We start from the raw sequence: 22,843 nt of genomic DNA on the forward strand, positions 1-22,843 counted from the left end.
CGACGCCATCTGGTCCGGGGTTAACCCCGGACCAGATGGCCAACAGCAACGCCGTCAGAAGGGCGGCATAACAACAACCGGGTATAGCTTATCAAGCCCACAAAACTGTCCGAACGGACGGGACCACCTCAAGGCGACCATGATATTGGCGGGCATGCCACTTATATGGGCCTGCGCAATGACCGGCATGGACTGGCGCGCCGTGGCTTCCATGAAGGAATAGATGTCACGGTCCGCCAGCAGCACACGCAGCGCGCAGGCCATCCGGACCGGCTGCGACAGGCGGCGGAAGCTGCTTTCAGCTTCCCGCACCGTATCGGCAATGACCACGCCGGAACCGCCCCAGCTGCGGTCACGCTTGAGCACCCACGGACCGGGCGTGGTCGCGCACCACTGCCGCACATCTTCCACCGTGGCCATGCTGGCGGCGGCCGGGGTCGGGATACCGCGCGCGCGAAGCGCATCGATCAGCCTGAGCCGGGTCCGGGCATAGGCAAAGCAGTCCGGCTGGCCCAGTGAGGTTTCGATGATGGCCCGGCACGCCCGGCCCGCCTGCGTCGTGGGGTCGGCAGCGTCATGGACCTGATGCAGGGCACCCACGACCCGGTCATCGGCGGGTACGATCAGGTCCGGCCTTATTTCCGTAATGATGGTGGACAATGTGGAAATGGCGGCAACGCAGGGGTAGCCGCGCAGGGAGTCCAGCCCCCGGATGCAGCGCAGCGAATGGCCGGGCGGGCAGATTGCATGCACCCTGACCCCGCTTTCCAGAAATTCCAGCGCCGCCCGCGTAATGGCCGACCACCAGACCGAGGAGATGATGAGAACTGTAAAATCATTTTTCATGGGAAGGGACTTTCCAGTTCAGGCCTGGCTGTCACACCAGGACCGGCGGACTGTTCACTGGGCGAAGGCGGGCTGGGACCGGGGCTGCCGCACGGCCGCCGTCTGCCGCCGCAACCGCGCCGACAGGCGGCGCGCGGCAAAGCGTGCGCCATACGCAAAGCGCAGCAGGGGGCCGAAACTGCCTGCCGCCAGCGGCCCGATGAAATACAGTCCCGGCACGCTGGATTCGAAATGGCGCGAGAGCACGGGCATGCTGCCTTCCGTCTGGATGGCGTGCGCCAATGCGGGGTCCACGAACGGGATGCGCGTCACGTCCACCTGCACCCCGGTGCCCAGGAAGACATGGTCTACATCCATCTCCCGCGTCTTGCCCGTGCTGGTTTCAAGGAATTCCAGATGGATGGCCTGCTGGCGCATGCTGGCGCGCTGCAGGTCCAGATTAAGGCGGATGGGTACCTTCTCGCGCACCACCTGCCCGGTCACCCACCCGGCCGCCGGTCCCAGATGGCCGCGTGTTATGCGCAGGCGCAGGCGTGAGGGCAGCATGTGAAAGACATCGGGCAGGTCACATGCCATGCGTGAGCGCCAGCCCGTGCCCAGCCCGGACAGAGGCTTCCTGATGCGCGTCAGCAGCAGTTTGAGCGGCGGGAGCGTGCGCGGCGGGTGGTTGATCCAGATCCTGGGCCGTCGGGTGCAGATAAAGGTTTCCGCCCCCACTTCATGCAGGAAGCAGGCGGTATCCACAGCCGAGGACCCCGCCCCGATCACCGCCACCCGCCTGCCCGCGAAGCGGGTGAAGGTGGTTTCATCAAATGTATGGCTGACCCGTTCGGGTGGCAGGCTGTGCATGGCGGGGGGAACATGGGCAAAATCCCCGATCCCGATTGCCATGACCACCCTGCGCGCCGTCACGCGCCCGCCATTTTCCAGCTCCAGGGCAAATCCGTCCGCCGTGCGGGACAGTCCGGTGACCCGGTCGGTCTGGATCCGGGGCACATGGGCTTTCTGGAAGGCTTCGCCATATTCCCTGAATACATGGGCGGGAATGGGCACGCCGATATGGGCGTAAGGATAGCCCCGTTCCGCGCAGAACTGCCGGAGGGTGAAGCGCTGCTTCGGGTCGAACAGGTTCATAGCAAAACCTTCCGCCTTCAGGCGCAGTTCATCTGGAACATGGTCACGCCAGAAGGCCATCGGTCGCCCGAAAATACGGAAATCCACCCCTTTTTCACGCAGATGGGCTGCCAGGGAAAGACCGTAGGGGCCTGCCCCGATAATGGCTATGTCGGTATTCATGCGAAATCCACCAGCCAGCACGTCATGAGACGGCGCTTTATTTAATGATATTAAGGAAACACACGGTTATTCATTCAGGGTTTTAACTGAATCCACACATGTTGCTTGCTCCATACCAATCAGGAATTGAGGAAACAGGGGGGATGGATGCGTCATCCTGCCACATGTTAACCATACATTTACCTTTGGTCTGACAGCAATCACAAAAAAAACAGTCGTGATGTTGGTGGCGTTATCTTGCAAGAATCACACAGTTTCCTTCATGTGATTTGATATTTGTTTTCAGAAGACGATCTATGTTTAATCAATATCAAAAAGGCATGGAACTTTTTCATCCATATGGAAATCGTTCAGGACACGTTGTGGTTGAATCTGTTTATTTATTGCACGGTTCTGGCGAATGCGTCCGGGTATAGTTCGGCGTGCCTTTATTTTCAAAGTATTTCAGTCCGTTTCATTCAGGCTGTGCCTGTTCGTTTCATACAAAATAAACATCATAGTCATGCGGCGCGTCGGGTGGGGTGGCAATGCGGATTGTGCCGAAGGGCCGCTATCTGGAAGCGCCGCCCCTGCGTGTCGAGGATTTCCGTCACGCCGCCGGTGGCCTGATATTCTTTGGCTTTATTGATGAAAGCCGCATGGGCGTATCGGGTATCTGCGGTGGGGGGATAGGGGGTGAATGCCGCCATGGCCGAACGCTGCTTCAGGGGCACGGTTGCGGCCACCTGTGTGCCGCGAGGATGACCTGACGCCGGGTGCGGCAGGCCGGACCATGAAAGGGGCCTGCTGCCGAAGCCCGTGGCACGGTGCCAGCCACGACCGGCATGCCACTGCCACAGGAGCGGCCCCATCTGGGGGATCAGGGATGTCGATGCGGTTGGTGACCCTGCGGCCCGCGTGGTCATAAGCCCGGTTCTTCCGGCAGGCCACACGCCGTCAGTAGGGGTGAAGCCTTTTTTCAAAAAGGCGGTACCCCCAGGGCCTGCCGCCAGAAGCGGTATCAGGGGCCCTATATTATGATTGCCTGCGGGGGGCCAGCCGGTTCCCTGGAACCGATCGGGCCTGTGTGCTGGTGTCCGCGGCGGGATTCGAACCCACGGCCCCAGGATTCATACCACTTCGGCTTTCACCGCCGCCATGCCGGGCATGACGTTCGTGGTCTGGACTGTCCCTTCACCATAAACCGCGCGCGGTTGACAGGTGCTGCCCATCCAGTCTCTACACCTTGCCGGTCAGGCCGGCCTTGGCTCGGGATTGGCACGGCAACGGATTGCCAGAGCGTTCCCCGAATTTGAGCAGATCCGCCACGCGGTTTCCCATCGTGGCGCCCAATTGAAAACCAGGAATCCTGTGCTCTATCCGGCTGAGCTACGCGGACACACCGGGGTTTTGTAACCGAGCCCACGCGTCGCGGCAAGGGTGTTTCCTGTGGGCCGGGGGGAATATTTTACCGGTCAGCGCCGCCTGCGCGCCTGCTGTGCCAGGCCGCACAGGCGGGCGACATGGCGCAGGCACAGAACGATGTCAGGGCTGCCGGTCTGCCTGCATGCCAGTTCCAGGGCCTGTGTGTCCTGTGCCGCGCGCAGCAGGGCATCGGCCGGCCACAGGCCCAGCGCCTGGCCAAAACTGTCCGTGCGCTTGAAAAAGACCGGCGGCTGCAGCTGGCGCATGGCATCGGCCCGGCTCATGCCCGCATCCATGGCCAGCCGCGCGCGGCGCAGGCGGTGAATGTGGGACATCAGGGCGCGGGTCAGGTTGGAGGGGCTGCTGCCATCCACCGTCAGCGCGCGCTGGGCGGCGGCATCGGCTTCCCGGCGCTGGCCCGCCATGGCGGCAAAGGCCGCGTCCTCCATCGAGACACCGGCCGCATCCCCGACGCAGGCCCGCACGTCCTCCAGCCCCAGCCGCCCGCCACGGCCTGCGAACAGGGCCAGTTTTTCCACCTCGCTGCGGGTCGCAGCCCGGTCGGGGCCCGCGCGTTCGACCATCCAGCCCAGCGCATCGGGGTCTATGCCCACATCCTGCGCGGCCAGCATCTGGCGGATGGCCCCTTCCAGTGCGCGCCCCTCCTCGGGGTAGCAGCCGATCAGGGCGCACTGCGCGTCCTTTTCCACAAAGCCACGCAGCCTGGAGCGGGAGTCAAGCCCCGGTGCCTCCACGATCACCAGCGCATCGGACTGTTGCGCCAGACCGCGCTTCAGCGCTTCCAGCAGGCCCTCATCCGTACCCTCGCGTAGCCAGATCACGCGCCTGCCGCCGGTCAGGGAGAGGGCGGTCATCTCCTCCTCCAGCCGGGCATGGTCCGCACGCCCCAGCATGGCCACGCGGAAGGGGTCGTGCAGGTCGGGGCAGATGGCCTTTGCCGCCGTCGTGGCGCGTTCGCGGATCAGCCCCACATCATCGCCGTGCAGCATGATGACACGCAGGTTGCCCGGTGCCTGAAGCGTGGCGCCGATATTGCGCGGGCTGACTTTCACTGGCTGCCCTGTCCCCCGATGCTGATGCCGGACATGTCGTCCGTGGTGCCGTCACTCTTTTTCGCATCAGGCTGGACATAGCGGGAGGTGGAGGCGGGAATATTGTCGATCGGGCTGCTTTCCGGCGCCGTGTCATCCCCGCCGTGGTTCTGTTCGTTCAACTGCGAATCGGTCCGGCCCGTGGCCATGGCGGGCATGCCATCGGCACCGGGCATCTGGGCGGGCAGCTGGTTGTTGGGATTGACGATGCTGTTGGGGTCGGTATAGCGCGGCTGGTTCTGCCCCGCGACCGATCCGTCCACCGCGGGCTTGGCATGGGTGCGGAACCATACGGCTACCTGCTGGGTGATCTGTTCGGCCAGGTTCCTGGCCACGCGGCCGCGCACGGTCTCCAGGTTCAGGGTCAGCGCAAAATACTGTTCGTATGTATTGTTCACCCCATCCACAACCGAGGCATCGCCACCGGCCAGAAGCTGCGGGCTGTCACCCAGCGTATAGAGCTGCCAGTGGGCAAAGGCGGTGGTGCGCGTGCGGCCGGAGGTATTGTCCGCGTGGATGTCCACTGCCTCGTTCATGATGTAGCTTTTGATCTGCAGCGCGTAGCGGGTCGGTTTTTCCGGCCCCGCCCCGCTCAGGTCCTGCTGCAGGAACTGCCGTAGCTGCTGGCCGTACCGCTCGGGGATGAGCGGGACATAGACCTGCTTCAGTTCAGCCAGCACGTTCGACACCGTGGGCTGCCCGTCCGCGCCGATATGGGTGCCCGTTGTCTTGTACATGGGTGAAAAGCCACATCCCGCCAGCACAAGCAGGCCGCACAGCACGGCGGTATGGCGGACGGGATGGGCCATGGCCTATTTCGCCACCACGAAATTGACGATCCGGCCCGGCACATGGATGCGCTTTACAATCCGCGCCCCGTCCAGCAGGCGGGCCACGTTCGGCTCGGCTTCCGCCATGGCAATGACCTGATCCGCCGGCAGGTCGGGCGCGACCGCGATCGTGCCGCGCAGCTTGCCCATGATCTGCACCGCAATGGTCAGTTCGCTGGCCTTGAGCAGTTCGGGGGTGGCGGTGGGCCATGCACGCTCCACCACCGGCTGGCCGCCGGGTTCCAGCAGCGCCATCATCGCTTCGGCCTGATGGGGGACCATGGGGGCGACCAGCAGGGAGATGATGGTGGCAGCCTCGCGCCGGGCAAAGGCCATGCCGTCTTCCGCCGCCGCCTTTTCGGCCTCGGCCAGGGCGGAGGTCAGTTCGTGCAGGCGGGCTACCGCCACGTTGGCGCTGAAGCTTTCCAGCGCTTCGGTCACGGCGGCGATGGTCCGGTGGGTGGCGCGGCGCAGCGCATCCGCGCTGCGTGACAGCGTTGCGGGGCATGCCGTGCCAGCCGGGACCTGCTCGGCCACCGTGCGGACAATGCGGAACACGCGCTGGAGGAAGCGGGCGGCAGCCGCCACGCCGGATTCCGTCCATTCCATGTCGCGTTCGGGCGGGCTGTCGGACAGCACGAACCACCGTGCCGTATCCGCGCCGAAGCGCTCGATGATGGCGACGGGCGCCACCGTGTTGCGCTTGGACTTGGACATCTTTTCCACACGCCCGATGGTCACGGCCTGACCGTTGTCGCGGCGCACGGCACTGTCGCCCCGGCGCTCGACTTCCTCGGGGTAGAGCCAGTTGCCCTGCGCGTCACGGTAGCTTTCGTGGTTGACCATGCCCTGGGTGAACAGCCCGTCAAAGGGTTCGTCCACATGCAGGTGCCCGGTCTCGTGCATGGCGCGGGTGAAGAAGCGGGCATAGAGCAGGTGCAGGATCGCGTGCTCGATGCCGCCGATATACTGGTCAACCGGCAGCCAGCCATCGGCGGCGGCGGGAAGCGTGGGCTGGTCGGCATGGGGCGCGGTGAAGCGGGCGAAATACCATGAACTGTCCACAAACGTGTCACAGGTATCGGTCTCGCGCAGGGCGGGACCGCCACATTTCGGGCAGGCCACATGCTTCCATGTCGGGTGATGTTCCAGCGGGTTGCCGGGGCGGTCGAAGGTCACGTCCTCGGGCAGCTTTACGGGCAGCTGGTCATCGGGCACGGGCTGGGCGCCGCAATCGGTGCAGTGGATGACGGGAATGGGGCAGCCCCAGTAGCGCTGGCGCGAAATGCCCCAGTCGCGCAGCCGCCAGTTGACCACGCCCCGGCCAATTCCCATGCCTTCCAGACGGGTGATGGCTTCCTTCTTCGCGGCCTCCGTATCCAGCCCGTCAAGGAAGCCGGAATTGAACAGCGTGCCGTGGCCGTCACAGGCCCTGTCGGTCATGGTGAAGGTGGCGGCCTCAGCCCCCGGCGGCAGGATGACGGGCGTGACGGGCAGGTTGTACCTGCGCGCGAAATCAAGGTCGCGCTGGTCCCCGCACGGGCAACCGAACACCGCCCCCGTGCCGTAATCCATCAGCACGAAATTCGCGATCCAGATCGGGAAGGACCTGTCCGGCATGAACGGGTGGGTGACCCGCAGGCCGGTATCGAACCCGCGCTTTTCTGCTGTTTCGATTGCTTCTTCCGATGTGCCCAGGCGCTGGCATTCGGCAATGAATTCGCCTGCCGCCGCGTTTTTCGCCGCAACCTTGGCCGCCAGCGGATGGTCGGCGGCAATGGCGAGGAAAGACATGCCGAACAGCGTGTCGGGACGGGTGGTGAACACCTCCACCGAATCAAGGTCGGTGTCGAAACCGGCGGGCGGTTCATGCAGGCCGAAGCGGACCTTCGCCCCCTCCGAACGCCCGATCCAGCGTTCCTGCATGGTGCGCACGCGTTCAGGCCAGCGCGGCAGGGTGGACAGGCCATCAAGCAGTTGCGGCGCGAATTTCGTGATTTTCAGGAACCACTGCGACAGCTTTTTCTGCTCGATCAGCGCGCCCGAGCGCCAGCCGCGCCCGTCCACCACCTGTTCGTTGGCCAGCACGGTGTTGTCCACGGGGTCCCAGTTGACCCAGCTTTCGCGCCGCTCGACCAGCCCGCCCCTGAGCATGTCCAGGAACAGCTTCTGCTGCCTGCCATAATATTCGGGCAGGCAGGTCGCGATCTCGCGGTCCCAGTTGAAGGAAAAGCCCAGCCGCTTGAGCGTGGCCCGCATGGCGGCGATGTTGTCCATCGTCCACTGGCCGGGATGCACGCCGCGTTCACGCGCAGCATTTTCCGCCGGCAGGCCAAAGGCATCCCACCCCATCGGGTGCAGCACGCTGAAGCCGCGCGCGCGCTTGTAACGCGCCACCACGTCACCCAGCGTGTAGTTGCGCACATGGCCCATGTGCAGCTGCCCTGACGGGTAGGGAAACATTTCCAGCACATAGTATTTGGGCCGGTCGGCGGGCGGCACGTCGGGAACGTCGAAGATGCCGGACGCGGCCCAGCGTTCCTGCCACTGCGGTTCTGCCGTGCTGAAATCATAGGCGGGAAGGGCGCTGTCCGGTGGGGTGCTGGTTTCGGTCATCTTCTTCTGGTTCGGTGTGCGGGGCAGGCGGCTGGGGCCTGCGGACAGGGGGCGCGGGTGGCTGGTGCCACCCGGCGGGCGGAAAAAAGGATCGGGCAGGGCGGTGCTAGTGCTGGCCGCTATCGGTGCGCAGCTGGCGCGCGCGGGTCAGGATGCGGGCCGTGATGTCGGATACCGTATTGGCCGCGACGGGGGTATCGACCCACTGGTTATCCTCATAGGCCTGGCGGAAGACCGACACCCGCACCGCATCCGAGCGCAGGCTGCGTGAAAGGATGAAGCAGGTGATCTTGAAGCGTTCGTCCTTGGTGGCGGGGGGCGTGTACCAGTCCGTCAGGATCACGCCCGCCACGGCATCGGCGGAGGCAAACGGCATGAAGGACAGCGTATCCAGCGCACCGCGCCACAGGAAGGCATTGACCCCGTTGCTTTCCAGCGGGGTCGAGCCACCATTGGCCCCACGGTCTTCCTTGAGCAGGCGATTCTGCGGAATGGCCAGCCCGCTTCTGTCATGCTGCGGCGCGCTGCCGCAGCCCGCCAGCAGGCCGGCGGCCAGTAGGGCAAGGGTCGCGCGCGGCAGCAGGGGACGGCCCGGGGGCGCTGTGGCCAGGGACGCGGCGGAGGGGACTGGATTGGGCGGGCGAAGGGTCATGATGCCTCTATGGACGCCGGGGATGGCCCCCGCAGGTGGTAATCCGGCCACGTGCCCGATCCGCCGGTGGTGCCGGGCAGGGGGGCGTTGCGGCCTGTCGCGTTGTCCGTTCTTCATATCGCGCCCGGCCTGTCCCGCCAAGTCGCACGGGCACTTTACCCTGCCTTGCGTGACAATCCGGGCATTAGGGCGCAAAAATACCCCCTTCCCGCCACAGCAATGGATCGTGATGAAATACGCAAGCCTCCGGTATGGACTGTCCGCGCTCCGTTGCCTGACCGCCCTGTGCATGGGGGGACTGGTCCTGTCCGCTCTGCCCGTGCAGGCCCGGGCCGCGGCGGGGGGCAGCGCGGGGTCCGCCCATGCGGCGGACATGGCGGCCCGCATGCAGCCCGCCGAGCAGCAGGCCGTGCTGCAGGCCCGTCCCATCGGGGGCGGGGAGGGCGCCACGCAGGCGGCGGCGGATGGCCTGCTGGCCTGGCCGGGCGTGGCCCGGCTGGGCCTGCCCGCGCTGCGCATGCCCGATTTTTCCAGCCCGGCCCGGCCCGCCGACGAAGGGGGGCATCCCATGCTGCCGTGGCTGGCGCTGGCCGCGACATGGGACCCTGACCTTGCCCGCCGCGCGGGCGGCGCGCGTGCCCGTGCCGAATGGGAACAGGGGCGTGCCGTGGTGCGGGTGGGGGGGATTGACCTGCTGCCGTCGGGCCGCCTGCAGGCTGGCGAGGACCAGGTGCTTGCGGGTACCATGGCGGGCATGATCGGCGCGGGCCTGCTGTCGGGCCATGTGCTGCCGGTGTTCGGTTCGGTCGCGGGCGATGAACAGGCCCGTGCCGATGGGGCCGTGCCCGGACGCACCGCGCCGGTCCCCGCCGCGTGGCTGGCCGATGGCAGCCTGCTGGGCGTGGCCATGGCGCTTGAGGTCGCGCATGGCAGGCGCCCTGCTGTGCGGTGGCCTGGCGGTCTGCCAGACGGTGACGGGGCTGGGGGCCATGGTGCATGATGCCTGGCATTTCCCCGGCATGGTCATGGCGACGCCCGGCGGCCTAGGCCCGGCACGCCCCGATGACGCCACGCTGCTGCCCGGCGCTCTGGGCACGGGCGTGGATATGGAACAGGTTTCCAGCCGGGAAGGCGGCCACGACATGTTCGGCGCCCCCCTGCGGCAGGCGGTCAGGGATGGCGCCGTCAGGCCCGCCCAGCTTCAGGCCATGGGCATGCATGTCCTTGCCTCCTTCTACATGGCTGGAAGTCTTGACCATCCGCCGGCCTTTACCCCCGCGCACGCGGCCGCGTCGCCGCCGGTGGCCGATACGCTGGTCAGCGATGTGGAAGCGGAAGGGGCGGTCCTGCTGCAGAATGAAAACCGGGTCCTGCCGTTCGATCCCGCCCTTGGCCCGGTGCTGGTGCTGGTGCGGGCGCCCATGCGGCACGCGGCGGACCTGCTGGCCGATGAACTGCGTCATGCGGGGCTTGGCGTCAGTGTGGTGGTGGCGGCGGATGGCGCGAACGCGCCGGGCACCCTGCCGCCTGCCACGGCGCAGGCCGCGCGCACGCTGGTGCTCAGCGGCACGGATGCGGACAACCGGATGATTTCCACCCTGGCGGATCTGGGTGGCCATGTTGTCGTGGTGCTGACTGGCGATGACCCGGACCGGCAGATGCCCTGGCTTGATATGGTGGACAGCGTGGTGCAGGCTTGGGCCTGGCGTGACGCGCATGCCCGCCCGCTTGCGGCGTTGCTGTCCGGGCAGCAGGAGTTTTCGGGCCACCTGCCCGTGACCCTGACCGGCGGTTTCTATCCGCCCGGCATGGTGGATGCGGATTACCGCGCCTTTGAACGCGCGCATGTCGCGCCACTGTTTCCCTTCGGCTATGGCCTGTCGGCACGCGGGCACCTGACGCTGAGCGACCTGCATGTGGTGCGCGAGGGCACGCATCTGAATGCCAGCTTTTCGGTAACCAACCCCGACGGTACCGCCGTGCGGGCCATACCGCAGCTTTATGTCAGCCCGTCATCCGATCAGGCGGCGCCGCGCAGGCTGGCCGCGTGGCGCAGCATCATGGTAGCGCCGGGGCATACGCTGCGGCTGACCCTGCCGGTCAGCCTGCGGCTGCTGGCGCAGTGGAACGCACCGGCCGCCAACTGGGCGGTGGCGGCAGGGGATTATGCGTTCTCGCTCGGGTTTTCGTCGGTCATGCTGGTGCGGCATGCGGATGTGCGCCTGCCCGCCATGCACCTGCCCGCCGCGCTGGACATGGCGGCAGACTGATGCCCCATGCCCGGGCGGTGGCTACTGGCCCGGCCGTATGACCGTGCAGGGCAGCCCCTGTTCCTTGAGTGTGGCGCAGGCCCCTGTTGCGGCCGCCTGTGACAGGCCGGCCAGACGCGCCCGATAGATCACGCCCGTGGGCCTGCTGACCGGAATGACCATGCTGCGCGCGCCCTGCAGGGCCGCGAAATCACCCTGCCGTGCCATGGAATTGGCGAACCGGGCCTGCCCTTCCGCCGAGAAGGCGCCCACCTGCACCATCCATGCTCCGTACCCTGTCCCGGCGCTGGGGGCGGGGGCCGCCGTGGTACGGGTATCGGTGCGGCAGGTGGTGCCGGTCGGGTCGTAGGCCGCGTTGACGTCCTGCACGCAGGCGGTGCGGCGCTGCACGGGGGCCGGCGGGTTGAGGGTGGCGTACTGGACATAGGTATGCCCCGGCTGGATGGTGGGGGTGGGGCTGCCCGTGCCCAGCGGCGGTGGCGTGGCGCTCACGCGCTGGCTGGAGGAGCCATAGACCGCCAGCGGCCCGCTGAGTGCCACTTCGTTGCCCAGGTTGGGGGTGATGATGCGCAGGTAGCGCACGGTCTGGCTGGGCAGGGGGCGGCCGTTTTCCAGATAGTCATTCACGCGCAGGGTGCCCGCATTGTAGGCGGCCAGGAAGCCCGGCGCGCCATACAGCCCGTACAGGATGCGGATATAGGCGGTGCCCGCGAGGATATTGTTGTGCGGGTCATACGGATCGGAGCCGAGATGGTTGCGGCGCCGCATGTCGGCATAGGTGGGCGGCATGAGCTGCATGAGCCCGATCGCCCCGCTAGCCGAACGGGTCAGGTGGCCGTCAATATATTCATTGCCGCCCGATTCCTTCTGGATGACCGCCCGGATCCACTGCTGCGGCACGGCGAAGCGGGCGGAGGCATCGGCAATATAGGGCTGCCACGGGTCACTGGCCGGTCCCGGCGGGCGGTAGGCGGCCTTGCCCTGATAATAGCGATTGTAGTGGGAGGCACTTCCCCCCCCGCCGCCGGAACCGGCACAGGCGGCCAGTCCCAGTCCCACGACCCCCAGCATGAAAAGGCGCGCCATGTCGGCGCGTGTGGGCAGGCTTGGTCGTTTGTTCAGATCAGGCACAGTTCCGCCAGTTTGTTGCGCAGGGTCTCGGGCAGCACGTCGCCACCGTGGCTGCTGGCCCGCAGGTCGGGGGGCGCGTCCTCGGGGCGGAGGTAGCGCCAGCCCTGGAAGGGGCGCATGGCCCGCGGGCTTACGGGAATGATTTCGGGCGCCATGACCACCAGCGCGCAGGGGGTCCCGTCCTCCCGCGTGTCGGGCTGTATGGCGGTAATGCGCTGGCGGCACAGGATGCGGCCGCCAATCACGCGGTAGATCGAACCCCCATCCAGTATTTCGGCCGCCCGCCGGGGATACATGCGGGTGCGGAACCACGGCAGGCCCGTGGGGTCCGTGCCATCCAGGTCATCGACCGGCGGGGTCTGGTGGGACTGGCGGCGGGCCAGGTCCTCGATGGACCCGATGCCAACCGCCAGTTTGACCATATGCAGCATGAAGCGCGCGGCCCGCTTACTGCCCGTGCGCGGGCAGGTCGCTCCGGGCTTCCTGCGCGAAGGTGTCCCGGAAGCGCTGTTCGTCAATACTGCGCACGATATGCATGCGCTGCATCGGGCTGCCATGGGGCACGAGGGCGTCCGGCACCACGAAGGCATGGCCGTAATGCGGGCCACGGCTGGTGTCGATATCCAGATGCGCATCCACCGCCGAGGTGATGAGCGTGGGGTCCGCCGCGATGGCCGTCGTCATTTCATCCCACATGGGCAGCGGATCGTAATAGCTGCCGATATAGCTGGTCAGTGGCGTTTTCCGGTCCGTCAGCTTCGCCAGGTATTCACGCGACAGCATGAGATCGTTCGAGACGCTGCCCACCACCGTGATCGCCTTCCATGGCGCGGTCAGGGTGATGTGGGCGGCTTCGGGATCGAAGATCATGTTGAAGTCGGAGGCGAAATCCGCGTTGCCGGTAACCGACATCATGCTGGTGTCCAGCATGCCGCCCATGAAGATGAGCTGCCTGGCCGTCTCGGCAAAGGTCGGGTCCTGCCGGATGGCCAGGGCCAGGTTGGTCAGCGGTCCGGCCGCCACGATCGTGACCTGGTGCGGGTGGGCATGCACCTGCTCGATCAGGAACTGCGCCGCACTCTGCGCCACCGGGGCCGTGTGGGGCATGCCTTCCTTCATCGGGCCGATGGCGGGCTGGGTGTCCGTTGCCCTGTCGATCGAACCAAGGCCGCCCCACGCCCCCTTCCATGGTATGGTGCCGTACTGCAGTTCATGCAGGCGCATCTCGGCGCGGGTGTTGACCAGCGGGTAGACCGCGCCATCAGCCACCGGCACGTCCGTGCGGCCGATGATTTCCAGCAGGCGGCGCAGATGGGCCGATTCGGCATTTTCCCACCCGTCGCCGCTGGCTACGGTAAAGCCCAGCACGCGCACATGCGGGTTGAACAGGAGCGGGATGATGGAAAGCTGGTCCGACCCGCCGGGGCCCAGAAAGTCGTTATCCTCGATCACCAGTTCCGGCCCGGCCGTGGCGGGGGCCGGTGCAGGGGCCGCATGGGCGGTGGTGGCCAGAAGTGTCAGGCCCGCGGCGCATGCTGCAAGCCGGCGGGACAGCGAAAGGACGGATGAAAACACGCAGCATGCTCCTTGCCATGAATGCCGTGGCGCCATCGTATTGCCTAAATTCCTAAAGCACCAGCGCGGCAAGCAGGCTTTCCAGCCGCAGGCGGCCTTCCGCCGTGGCGCGCAGGGTCTGGCGCGTGGTATCGTGGACCAGATAGCCTTCCTCCACCGCTGCCCGCATCGTGGCGGGGTCCGTGGCCTCCGTAATGGTCATGCCGGTGCGCCGGGCAAAGCGGGGGGTGGCAATGCCCTCCGCCAGCCGCAGGCCCATCAGCAGCATCTCACGCGCGCGGTCGCGGTTGTCCAGCGGTTCATCGGGGTGGGCGCCGGTGCCAGTGCGCTCCACGCGCTCGGCCCATGGCTCGGGTGCCCGGTGGCGGCGGGTGGCCGACGTGACCCCGTTGCAGGTCAGCCGCCCATGCGCGCCGGGACCGATGCCCATGTAGTCGCCATAGCGCCAGTAGGTCAGGTTATGGCGGCTTTCGGCGCCGGGGCGGGCGTAGTTCGAAATCTCGTAGCCCAGCAGCCCATGCCGGGCCGCCACTTCGGCGGTCAGTTCATACAGCTGCGCCGCGTCATCGCCATCGGGCAGGCGGAAGCGGCCCTGGCGGTACAGGCCCTCGAAGCGGGTGCCGGGTTCGATGGTCAGCTGGTACAGCGAGAGATGGTCGGACACCAGCGCAAGGGCCGCCTCAAGCTCTGCCCGCCAGGCACGCGCATCCTGCCCCGGCCGGGCATAGATCAGGTCGAATGAAATGCGATCGAACAGGCCGCGCGCCGTCTCCAGCGCGGCAATGGCCTGGCCTGCGTCATGTTCGCGGCCCAGGAAGCGCAGGGCCTCGGCATCAAGGCTCTGCACACCGACCGAAATGCGGTTGACCCCGGCGTCACGGAAGGCGCGCAGCAGCCCGGTTTCCACACTGGTGGGATTGGCTTCCAGCGTGATTTCAGCCGTGTCCGTCAGGCCGAACAGCGTGCGCGCATCGGCAATCAGCCCCGCCACGGTTTCCGGCGCCATGAGGGAGGGCGTGCCGCCGCCAAAGAAGATCGAGCCGATGCGGGGCCGCTCGGCCGGGCTGTCGCCCATGCGCGCGGCCTCGAACGCCAGCTCGCGCCTGAGTGCCGCGCCAAAGCGCGCGCGCGGGATCACGTCGCGCACATGGCTGTTGAAGTCACAGTACGGGCATTTGGACAGGCAGAACGGCCAGTGCACGTACAGTGCCAGCGGTTCTGCCCTGCCCGTGTCCGGGTGCATGGGGGTCAGATCCCCAGCCGCACACCCAGTTCAACCACCCGGTCGGGCGGGATGCGGAAGAACTCGGTCGCCGGTGTGGCATTGCGCGCCATGAACAGGAACAGCGACATCCGCCAGCGCGACAGCTTGGGCACCGAGGAGCGGACCAGCAGTTCGCGGCTGGTGAAGTAGGAGGCCTGCAAGGCATCGAAATCAAGGCCGTTGGCCTTCAGGTCCTCCAGCGCGCGCGGCAGGTTGGGCATTTCCATGAAGCCGTAGCGCAGGATGATACGGTAGATGTCGGGCGCCAGTTCCTGCAGCGCCACGCGGTGGCCATGGTCGGCTTCGGGCTGGTCCAGCGTCTGCACGGTCACGAACAGCACATGGTCATGCAGCACCTTGTTGTGCTTGAGGTTGTGCAGCAGGCAGGCAGGCACGAAATCGGGGTTGCCGGTCATGTACACCGCCGTGCCCGGCACGCGGATGATGCGGGACTGCGGCAGGCGCGCCAGGAACGAGTTCATCGGCATGCTGTCCTGCTTCTGCCGGTTCATGATCAGCTGGCGGCCCTTTTTCCACGTCGTCATCATCAGTGTCAGCACGATGCCCAGCAGCACCGGCACCCAGCCGCCCTGCGGGATCTTGAGCGCGTTGGAGGCAAAGAACGTCGTATCAAGCAGGAAGAAGCCGCCAAACGTCGCGATCGCCGCGGGGCGCGACCAGTGGTACAGCCTGCGGAAGACCACCATCGCCAGCACGCAGGTGCACATGAACGTGCCCGTCACCGCAATGCCGTAGGCCGAAGCCAGCGCATCCGAACTGCGGAAGGCCAGCACCAGCAGCAGCGCGCCCACCATAAGGAAGCGGTTGAATTCGGGCAGGTAGATCTGGCCTTCCTCCTCCGCGTTCGTATGGGTCACGCGCATGCGCGGCAGGTAGCCCAGCTGGATGATCTGGCGGCACAGCGAGAACCCGCCCGAAATGCCCGCCTGGCTGGCAATGACGGTCGCCATGGTGGACAGGATGATCATCGGTACCTGCAACCAGTGCGGCCCGAGCAGGAAGAACGGGTTTTCCAGCGCCTTGGGGTCGGCAATGATCAGGGCGCCCTGACCAAGGTAGTTGAGCGCAAGGCACGGCAGCACGCAGAACAGCCACGCATAGCGGATGGGCTGGCGGCCGAAATGCCCCATATCGGCATAAAGCGCTTCCGCCCCCGTAACCGACAGCACGACCGAACCCAGCGCGATGAACGAAAGCCAGCCATGGAAGATGATGAACTGCACCGCATAGGTGGGCGATATGGCCAGCAGCACGGCGGGGTGATGCAGTATCTGCAGCCCCCCCAGTATGCCCAGCAGGCTGAACCAGACCAGCATGATCGGCCCGAATATGGTGCCGACCTTGCCCGTGCCGTAGCTCTGCACCGAGAACAGGCCCACCAGCACCAGAAGTGCTATGGGAATGACCAGGTCGCGCGCGGCGGGGAAGCTGACTTCCAGCCCCTCCACCGCCGAGAGCACGGAAATGGCGGGCGTGATCATGCCATCGCCAAAGAACAGGCAGGCCCCCCCGATTCCCACCATGCCCAGGGCAATGCGCATGCGGTTGCTGGGTGCGACGCGCTGGGCCAGTGACATGAGCGAGATGATGCCGCCTTCGCCATTATGGTCGGCGCGCATGATCAGGATGACGTATTTGACCGTCACGATCAGCAGCAGCGACCAGATGATCAGGCTCAGGACGCCCAGCACCTCCCACGGTTCGATCCGGTGATGCTGCGAGACCACCATGATGGTCGAGCGCAGGGCGTAGATCGGGCTTGTGCCGATATCGCCAAACACCACCCCCAGCAGGGCCGCGAAGCCTACGGGGTTGGCCGCGTGTTCGTGCTGGTCCGCCCCGTATTCGGTAATCTTGGGGGGCGTGCTGGTGGCAGGGCCGGCATGGGTGCTGCCATCCGGGGTCGTCGAGGGTCCGGGGGCATCGGGCCCCGTGGGTTGCGTCATGTCGTGACGGCTCCGCGGCAATGAAGACTGAAAACCGGCATTTCGTCGCGGCCGGATAGTTCCGCATTACCGCCTCGCCCCATGCGCAGCAAGGCCCGTATCCGCTCAGGTGCCATTCGGTGCGGTCTGTGGCGTTGCCGGGCGCGCCCCGAAAATGGCGCTGCCCACCCGTACCAGCGTGGCGCCGCAGGCAATGGCGCGCTCGAAATCGGCCGACATGCCCATCGATACGACATCCAGCCCGTGCCTGTGCGCCATGGTGGCCAGCGTGCGGAAATGCGGCGTCGGGTCCCGGTCATGCGGCGGGATGCACATCAGCCCGCGCACGACGGCGGGGCCGAAGCGCTCCAGGCTTGCGTTGATGAAGGCATCCGCCTCTTCCAGCCGCACACCGGATTTCTGGCCTTCATCACCGGTATTGACCTGCACCAGCAGGCCGGGCAGCCGGCCCGCCCTGTCCGCCGCGCGCGCAAGGGCGTCGGACAGGGCGGGGCGGTCGAGGCTTTCGATCATGTCGGCAATGCGCACCGCCTCCAGCGCCTTGTTGGTCTGCAACCCGCCAATGATGTGCAGCCGCAGGTCGGGCCAGCGGGTGCGCAGGGCGGGGAATTTGGCCGCCGCCTCCTGCACCCGGTTCTCACCGAACAGGCGCTGCCCCGCTTCCAGCGCCGCGATGACGCTGGCCTGCGGATGGAATTTGGATACGGCCACCAGGTCCACGCCGGAAGCGGGTCTTCCCGCCGCCCGGGCGCTGGCTTCGATACGGGTGCGGATGCCCGTCAGGGCCTGTGCTATGGAGGATGATGTTGACATGGCTCTAGGCTTGGCATGAATACCTCCCCGGTCAAGCCCCCGTGTGCCCGTGCGTGCCGCAGTTTTCAGGTCAGGATTACATGAAGTCTTCCCCATCACCTTCCCCCACAGGCCGCAGGGCCAGGACTGGCCGCCCCGCGGGCCGCCCGGACCGTCAGGGCGCCAGCGCGGACCCCACGCGCGATATCGCCTTTGATATTGTCGAGGGGGTGATCGCGCACCGGCGCATGCTCGATACATCGCTTGAACACTCCGCCGCCGCCCGCACGGCCGAACCGCGTGACCGTGCCGCCGCCCACAGGCTGGCCGCCACCGTGCTGCGCCACATGGGCACGGCGAATGAAGTGCTGGCCCCCTTCCTCAAGCGTGAACCGCCCGAGCCGGTGCGCGTGGTGCTGCTGATCGGGGTGGCGCAGCTCCTGTTCCTTGATACGCCGCCGCATGCCGCCGTGGCCACATCCGTGGCCCTGGCACGCAGGCGGGGGCTGGTGCCGTTCGCGGGGCTGGTCAACGCCGTGCTGCGCCGCGTGGCCGCGGGCGGCGCGCAGGCGCTTGAGGGGCTGGACCAGCCACGCCTCGATGTGCCGCCATGGCTGTGGCAGTCCTGGGGGCGGCTGGCGCGGCCCATCGCCACCGCCCTTGGCCATGAACCGCCGCTTGACCTGACCATCCGCCCCGGCGGCGAACCGCCGCCGGGGGGCGAACTGATGCCCGGTGGCAGCGTGCGCTTTGCGGCAGGTACGGCAAAGGTTGCCGACCTGCCCGGCTTTGCCGAGGGGGCATGGTGGGTGCAGGACATGGCGGCCAGCCTGCCCGCGCGCCTGCTGGACGTGAAACCGGGTGAGCGCGTGGCCGACCTGTGCGCGGCGCCGGGTGGCAAGACCGCCCAGCTGGCCTGCGCGGGGGCGGAGGTCTTCGCCATCGAGCGCGAAGGCAGGCGGATCGAGCGCCTGCGCGCCAATCTGGCCCGGCTGGGGCTGGGTGGCGTACATGTGATCCATGCGGATGCCGCCACATGGCGGCCCGAAATGCCGCTGGACGCGATCCTGCTTGATGCCCCGTGCTCGGCCACCGGCACCATCCGCCGTCATCCCGATGCCATGTGGATCAAGCGCCTGCGTGACATTGCCACCATGACCGAAGGGCAGGACCGCCTGCTGGCGGCAGCACGCGACATGCTGCGTCCCGGCGGGCGGCTGGTCTATGCCGTGTGCTCGCTCCAGCCCGAGGAAGGCGAGCAGCGTGCCCGCGCGGCCGAAGCGCTGGGCCTGATTGCCGATCCCTTCACGCCAGATGAACTGGCCTTCCTGCCGCAGGCCCGCACGCCGGAGGGCTGGCTGCGCACCCATCCCGGCATGCTGGGGGCACGGGGGGGCATGGACGGGTTTTTCGCCGCCCGTTTCCGCCGGGCCTGATACGGGGCGGGGGTTTCAGGAAATATTGGCGCAAGTCATGGACTTCTGTTAAAAAACAGGCATGGCTGCTCTCAAGACCCCCCTCATCGCACCGAGCCTGCTGGCTGCGGATTTCTCACGCGCGGCAGATGAAGTCGCCGCCGTCGAACGTGGCGGCGCCGACTGGCTGCACCTGGATGTCATGGACGGGCATTTCGTGCCCAACCTGTCCATGGGGCCGCAACTGGTCCAGGCGCTGCGGCCGAAGTCTAAGCTGGCGTTTGACGTGCATCTCATGATCGCGCCGGTCGACCCGTATATCGAAGCCTTCGCAAAGGCGGGGGCCGACCATATCCACCTGCATGTGGAGGCGGGGCCGCACACGCACCGTTCGCTCCAGCATGTGCGTGACCATGGGGTCAAGCCCGGCATCGCCATCTGCCCCGCCACCCCGCCTGAAGCGGTGGGGGAAGTGCTGGACCTGGTGGACATGATTCTGGTCATGACGGTCAACCCCGGTTTTGGCGGCCAGAAATTCCTGACCAGCCAGCTGCGCAAGATCACCACCCTGCGCCGCATGGCGGATGCCACCGGGCGTGACATCCGCATCGGGGTGGATGGCGGCATTACCGCCCACACCGCGCCGCTGGCGGTGGCGGCGGGCGCGGATGTGCTGATCGCGGGCACGTCCGTCTACGGGCAGGATGACTATGCCGCCGCCATAAGGGATTTACGGAGCGGGGCGCATATCCCGGCGTGAGGGATGGCCCCCCGATACAGCGCAGGGGTGATGCGTCATGCCGCTGAAGCGCCTGAAACGCGGGGCGCGGCTGTCCCTGGCGCGGCTGCCGCTACTGGGTGGTGGCAGGCGCCTGCCGCCGTCGCCGGTCCATAATGTGCGCGACCTGTGGCCGGGTGACCCGGCGGCAGGTGCCCAGCTTGCCCGTGGCAGCCTGACCTGGGCGGGCTATACCCATCCCGTTGGGCCGGGAATGTGGGATTCGCCCGAATTCGAACCGGCTTTCCGTGAGGGGCTGCTCGGTTTCCGCTGGTTGCGCGACCTGCGTGCGGTGGGCACCGATGCCGCGCGGCTGAAGGCGCGCGCACTGGTTGATGACTGGCTGCATCACCCCGCCCAGAGCCCGCAGGCACTGGAGTGCGGGGTGATTGGCGCGCGTGTCGCGGCATGGCTGGGGCATTACGATTTTTTTGCCGCATCCGCCAGCGACGCCTTCCGCCAGCGCCTCATGGCCCGCATTCTGGTGGAAGGACGCACGATCGCGGCCCTGATGCCGCCCGAACAGCATGGCTGGCAGGCGCTGGCCGCCCTGAAGGGGCTGCTGGCGGTGGCGGTGGCCATGCCGGAATATACCGGTTTTCTGGCCCGCTACCGCCGCTATATCGATAGCGTGGTGGAAAGCCAGATCCTGCCTGATGGCTGGCATGTCGAGCGCAGCCCGGAGGTGCAGCTGCGCGCCCTGCGGGAACTGGCGGAAATGCGGGCCATGATGCAGGCGGTCCAGCATGCGCTGCCCCATTCGGTGGCGCTGGCGCTGGACAAGATGAGTCCGGTGCTGCGCGCCATGCGCCATGGCGACGGGGGGCTTGCCCTGTTCAATGGCAGCCACGAGCGCAGTGCGGCGCTGGTCGAGATGGTACTCTCCCAGGCCACGCGCACGCGGGTGGTGGCAAGCAGCATGCCCGACGGAGGATTCGTGCGCGTGCAGGCCGGGCGTTCGCTCATGCTGGTGGATGTGGGCGTTCCCGCCCCGGCCGGCCATGACCGCGATGCGCATGCCGGCACGCTGGCGTTCGAGTTTTCCTGCGCGCGCCAGCGCCTGATCGTCAATTGCGGTGGTGGGGTGCTGCCCATCTGGAAAGAGGCCCTGCGGCAGACGGCGGCCCATTCCGTTGTGGTGGTGGAGGGGATGTCCTCCTCCGAATTCGGGGAAGACGGTTCGGTGCGCCGCAGGCCCACGCATGTGGGGGTGGAACATGCCGTGGCCGAGGGGGCGCACTGGCTCAACCTGTCCCATGACGGCTATCATGCCTCTGCCGGGGTCACGTATTACCGCAGGCTCTACCTTGGCGGCGATGGCGAGATCCTGCGCGGGGAGGAAATGCTGGAAGGCGAGCGGGAACTGGCCTTCGTGCTGCGCCTGCACCTGCATCCATCCGTCACCGCCGTGGAAGGGCCTGACGGTTCGGTCCTGCTGGAAGCGGGTGAGCAGCACTGGCGCTTCCGCGCCATGGGCGGCACGGTGGGGATAGAGGAAAGCGTATACCACGGCGGTCCGGCCCCCCGCCGCGCGCTGCAGATTGTGGTGCGGGTGGACCCGGCGGCGCGGGCGGGGGGGCAGGATGCCACCGCACCGCCAGCGGAGGGGGCGGACACGCACGATGTCACGCTGCGCGGCGCGGGAACGCCGGGCCGGGTGCGGCAGGTGGTGCGCTGGGCACTAAGGCGTGAAAAGCTGCTGCTGCTGGCATGAAGATACTTGAAATCACCAATGTCGATTTCTCGATGCGGCAGTTTCTCTTTCCACTCATGCAGGCGCTGCGCGAACAGGGGCATGACGTAACGGGGGCCTGCGCCGAAGGCCCGCTGCTGGATGCCATGCGCGCGGACGGGCTGCGCGTGGTGGGGGTGCCCCTGTCGCGCACCCTTTCCCCGCGCGCGCAATGGCGGGCGTGGCGGGCGCTCGTGCGCCTGATCCGGGCGGAAAAACCCGATCTTGTGCATGCCCACATGCCCATAAGTGGCCTGCTGGGGCGGTTTGCCGCCTGGCGTTGCGGGGTGCCGTGCGTGGCCTATACCTGCCACGGCTTTCTGTTCAACCAGCCCGGGTCGCGGCTGCGGCGGGTCGCGGCCCTGGTGCTGGAATGGCTGGCGGGGAAAGTGACGGATATCTACCTGACCGTGTCGGAGGAAGAGGCCCGCGATGCCCGCAGGCTGGGCATCCACCGCCACGCCACCGGCATTGGCAACGGGCGTGACCCCGCCACTTTCCACCCCGATCCCGCCGCCCGTGCCCGCCTGCGCGCGCAACAGGGGGTGGGCGAGGAGCAGGTGGTCATTCTGGCGGTCTCCCGTCTGGTGCGCAGCAAGGGTTATCCCGAACTGCTGGAAGCCATGCGCGCGGTGCCGGGCAATGCGGTGCTGTGGATTGTGGGCACGCGCCTGCCCAGTGACCGGGGCGCGGATCTGGCGCCATGCTTTGCCGCCGCCCGCGCGGCGCTGGGGCCAAGGCTGGTTTTCCTGGGCTATCGTGAGGACGTGGCGGCGATCATGGCGGCGGCGGACATGTTCGTGCTGCCCAGTCATTTCGAGGGCCTGCCGATGAGCGTGATCGAGGCCATGCTGTGTGGCCTGCCCGTGATCTCCACCGATATTTCCGGCCCGCGTGAACAGGTGGTGGCGGGGGAAACCGGGCTGCTGGTGCCCCCTGCCAACGTGCCCGACCTGGCGGCGGCACTCGACCGGCTGGTAAGGGATGGCGCCCTGCGTCGGCGCATGGGGGCCGCCGGGCGGGCGCGGGCGCTGGCGCGCTATACGCAGGCCGCCGTCATGGCCCGCACGGTCGCCCTGCTCACCGCCTGCAAATAAAAGAAGTTTCTGGTGAAGCTTTTTTCAAAAAGCTTCAGGGAACGCCGCCTTTCTGAAAAAAAGGCG

At 66.9% G+C, this 22,843-nt stretch carries 19 protein-coding genes; 6 read left to right on the top strand and 13 right to left on the bottom strand.

The annotated features are described in order from the left end of the window. Nucleotides 1-54: 54 nt before the first annotated feature. From CFR78_RS05715 to CFR78_RS05745, 7 genes are all read right to left on the bottom strand, one after another. Nucleotides 55-846 (bottom strand): hypothetical protein, encoded by a 792-nt coding sequence (locus CFR78_RS05715; protein ID WP_258365966.1) that lies wholly within the window; start codon nucleotides 844-846, stop codon nucleotides 55-57. 54 nt (nucleotides 847-900) lie between these two features. Further along, nucleotides 901-2,142: an NAD(P)-binding domain-containing protein gene (locus tag CFR78_RS05720; protein WP_084149622.1), complete on the bottom strand. Its 1,242-nt coding sequence runs from the start codon at nucleotides 2,140-2,142 to the stop codon at nucleotides 901-903. A 500-nt stretch (nucleotides 2,143-2,642) separates the two neighbouring features. After that, nucleotides 2,643-3,047, bottom strand: a complete 405-nt coding sequence (locus CFR78_RS05725) for a hypothetical protein (RefSeq protein ID WP_034928851.1) — start codon at nucleotides 3,045-3,047, stop codon at nucleotides 2,643-2,645. A gap of 549 nt (nucleotides 3,048-3,596) precedes the next feature. After that, nucleotides 3,597-4,619, bottom strand: coding sequence for a DNA polymerase III subunit delta (gene holA, locus CFR78_RS05730; RefSeq protein ID WP_034928854.1), 1,023 nt, complete (start codon nucleotides 4,617-4,619; stop codon nucleotides 3,597-3,599). Next, on the bottom strand, nucleotides 4,616-5,467 hold the full coding sequence (locus CFR78_RS05735) for an LPS assembly lipoprotein LptE (protein ID WP_034928856.1): 852 nt from the start codon (nucleotides 5,465-5,467) through the stop codon (nucleotides 4,616-4,618). Before CFR78_RS05735 ends, holA begins: the two co-directional genes overlap by 4 nt. 3 nt (nucleotides 5,468-5,470) lie before the next feature. Then, entirely contained in the window at nucleotides 5,471-8,104 is a 2,634-nt protein-coding gene (gene leuS / locus CFR78_RS05740; RefSeq protein WP_034928859.1) for a leucine--tRNA ligase, read from the bottom strand. Nucleotides 8,105-8,210: 106 nt separating this feature from the next. After that, nucleotides 8,211-8,756: a DUF3576 domain-containing protein gene (locus CFR78_RS05745; RefSeq protein ID WP_007398916.1), complete on the bottom strand. Its 546-nt coding sequence runs from the start codon at nucleotides 8,754-8,756 to the stop codon at nucleotides 8,211-8,213. Nucleotides 8,757-8,985: 229 nt separating this feature from the next. Here CFR78_RS05745 and CFR78_RS16570 point away from each other — a divergent pair, with 229 nt between their 5' ends. Further along, on the top strand, nucleotides 8,986-9,756 hold the full coding sequence (locus tag CFR78_RS16570; RefSeq protein ID WP_258365967.1) for a hypothetical protein: 771 nt from the start codon (nucleotides 8,986-8,988) through the stop codon (nucleotides 9,754-9,756). Further along, a complete protein-coding gene (locus tag CFR78_RS05750) occupies nucleotides 9,683-11,026 on the top strand; it encodes a glycoside hydrolase family 3 C-terminal domain-containing protein (RefSeq protein WP_258365968.1) in 1,344 nt (447 codons plus the stop codon). Before CFR78_RS16570 ends, CFR78_RS05750 begins: the two co-directional genes overlap by 74 nt. Before the next feature lie 21 nt (nucleotides 11,027-11,047). Here the strand turns inward: CFR78_RS05750 and CFR78_RS05755 are convergent, their stop codons facing one another. From CFR78_RS05755 to CFR78_RS05780, 6 genes are all read right to left on the bottom strand, one after another. Further along, nucleotides 11,048-12,112 carry a lytic transglycosylase domain-containing protein gene (locus tag CFR78_RS05755; RefSeq protein WP_034928861.1) on the bottom strand — a complete coding sequence of 355 codons (1,065 nt, stop codon included), beginning with the start codon at nucleotides 12,110-12,112 and terminating at the stop codon, nucleotides 11,048-11,050. Between the two features lie 32 nt (nucleotides 12,113-12,144). Then, entirely contained in the window at nucleotides 12,145-12,588 is a 444-nt protein-coding gene (locus CFR78_RS05760; RefSeq protein WP_034928863.1) for a DUF1489 family protein, read from the bottom strand. 16 nt (nucleotides 12,589-12,604) lie between these two features. Then, entirely contained in the window at nucleotides 12,605-13,732 is a 1,128-nt protein-coding gene (locus CFR78_RS05765) for a nucleoside hydrolase (RefSeq protein ID WP_084149623.1), read from the bottom strand. Nucleotides 13,733-13,784: 52 nt separating this feature from the next. Beyond that, nucleotides 13,785-14,975 carry a radical SAM family heme chaperone HemW gene (hemW, locus tag CFR78_RS05770; protein ID WP_007398923.1) on the bottom strand — a complete coding sequence of 397 codons (1,191 nt, stop codon included), beginning with the start codon at nucleotides 14,973-14,975 and terminating at the stop codon, nucleotides 13,785-13,787. Nucleotides 14,976-14,980: 5 nt separating this feature from the next. Next, nucleotides 14,981-16,963 carry a potassium transporter Kup gene (locus tag CFR78_RS05775; protein ID WP_110581035.1) on the bottom strand — a complete coding sequence of 661 codons (1,983 nt, stop codon included), beginning with the start codon at nucleotides 16,961-16,963 and terminating at the stop codon, nucleotides 14,981-14,983. A gap of 105 nt (nucleotides 16,964-17,068) precedes the next feature. Next, nucleotides 17,069-17,776 carry a YggS family pyridoxal phosphate-dependent enzyme gene (locus CFR78_RS05780; protein ID WP_034928866.1) on the bottom strand — a complete coding sequence of 236 codons (708 nt, stop codon included), beginning with the start codon at nucleotides 17,774-17,776 and terminating at the stop codon, nucleotides 17,069-17,071. A gap of 80 nt (nucleotides 17,777-17,856) precedes the next feature. Between CFR78_RS05780 and CFR78_RS05785 the strand changes: the two genes are divergently transcribed. The 4 genes from CFR78_RS05785 to CFR78_RS05800 all read left to right on the top strand — a co-directional run bounded on the left by CFR78_RS05785 (nucleotide 17,857) and on the right by CFR78_RS05800 (nucleotide 22,777). Further along, nucleotides 17,857-19,191 carry an RsmB/NOP family class I SAM-dependent RNA methyltransferase gene (locus tag CFR78_RS05785; protein WP_034928869.1) on the top strand — a complete coding sequence of 445 codons (1,335 nt, stop codon included), beginning with the start codon at nucleotides 17,857-17,859 and terminating at the stop codon, nucleotides 19,189-19,191. 61 nt (nucleotides 19,192-19,252) lie between these two features. Continuing rightward, a complete protein-coding gene (gene rpe / locus CFR78_RS05790; protein WP_007398928.1) occupies nucleotides 19,253-19,930 on the top strand; it encodes a ribulose-phosphate 3-epimerase in 678 nt (225 codons plus the stop codon). A 37-nt stretch (nucleotides 19,931-19,967) separates the two neighbouring features. After that, a complete protein-coding gene (locus tag CFR78_RS05795; protein WP_110581036.1) occupies nucleotides 19,968-21,662 on the top strand; it encodes a heparinase II/III family protein in 1,695 nt (564 codons plus the stop codon). Continuing rightward, nucleotides 21,659-22,777, top strand: coding sequence for a glycosyltransferase family 4 protein (locus CFR78_RS05800; RefSeq protein WP_110581037.1), 1,119 nt, complete (start codon nucleotides 21,659-21,661; stop codon nucleotides 22,775-22,777). The genes CFR78_RS05795 and CFR78_RS05800 overlap by 4 nt, the downstream gene beginning before the upstream one ends. The last annotated feature ends 66 nt before the right edge of the window (nucleotides 22,778-22,843 follow it).

The sequence above is a fragment of the Komagataeibacter rhaeticus genome (assembly GCF_003207855.1).
GTDB lineage: Bacteria > Pseudomonadota > Alphaproteobacteria > Acetobacterales > Acetobacteraceae > Komagataeibacter > Komagataeibacter rhaeticus.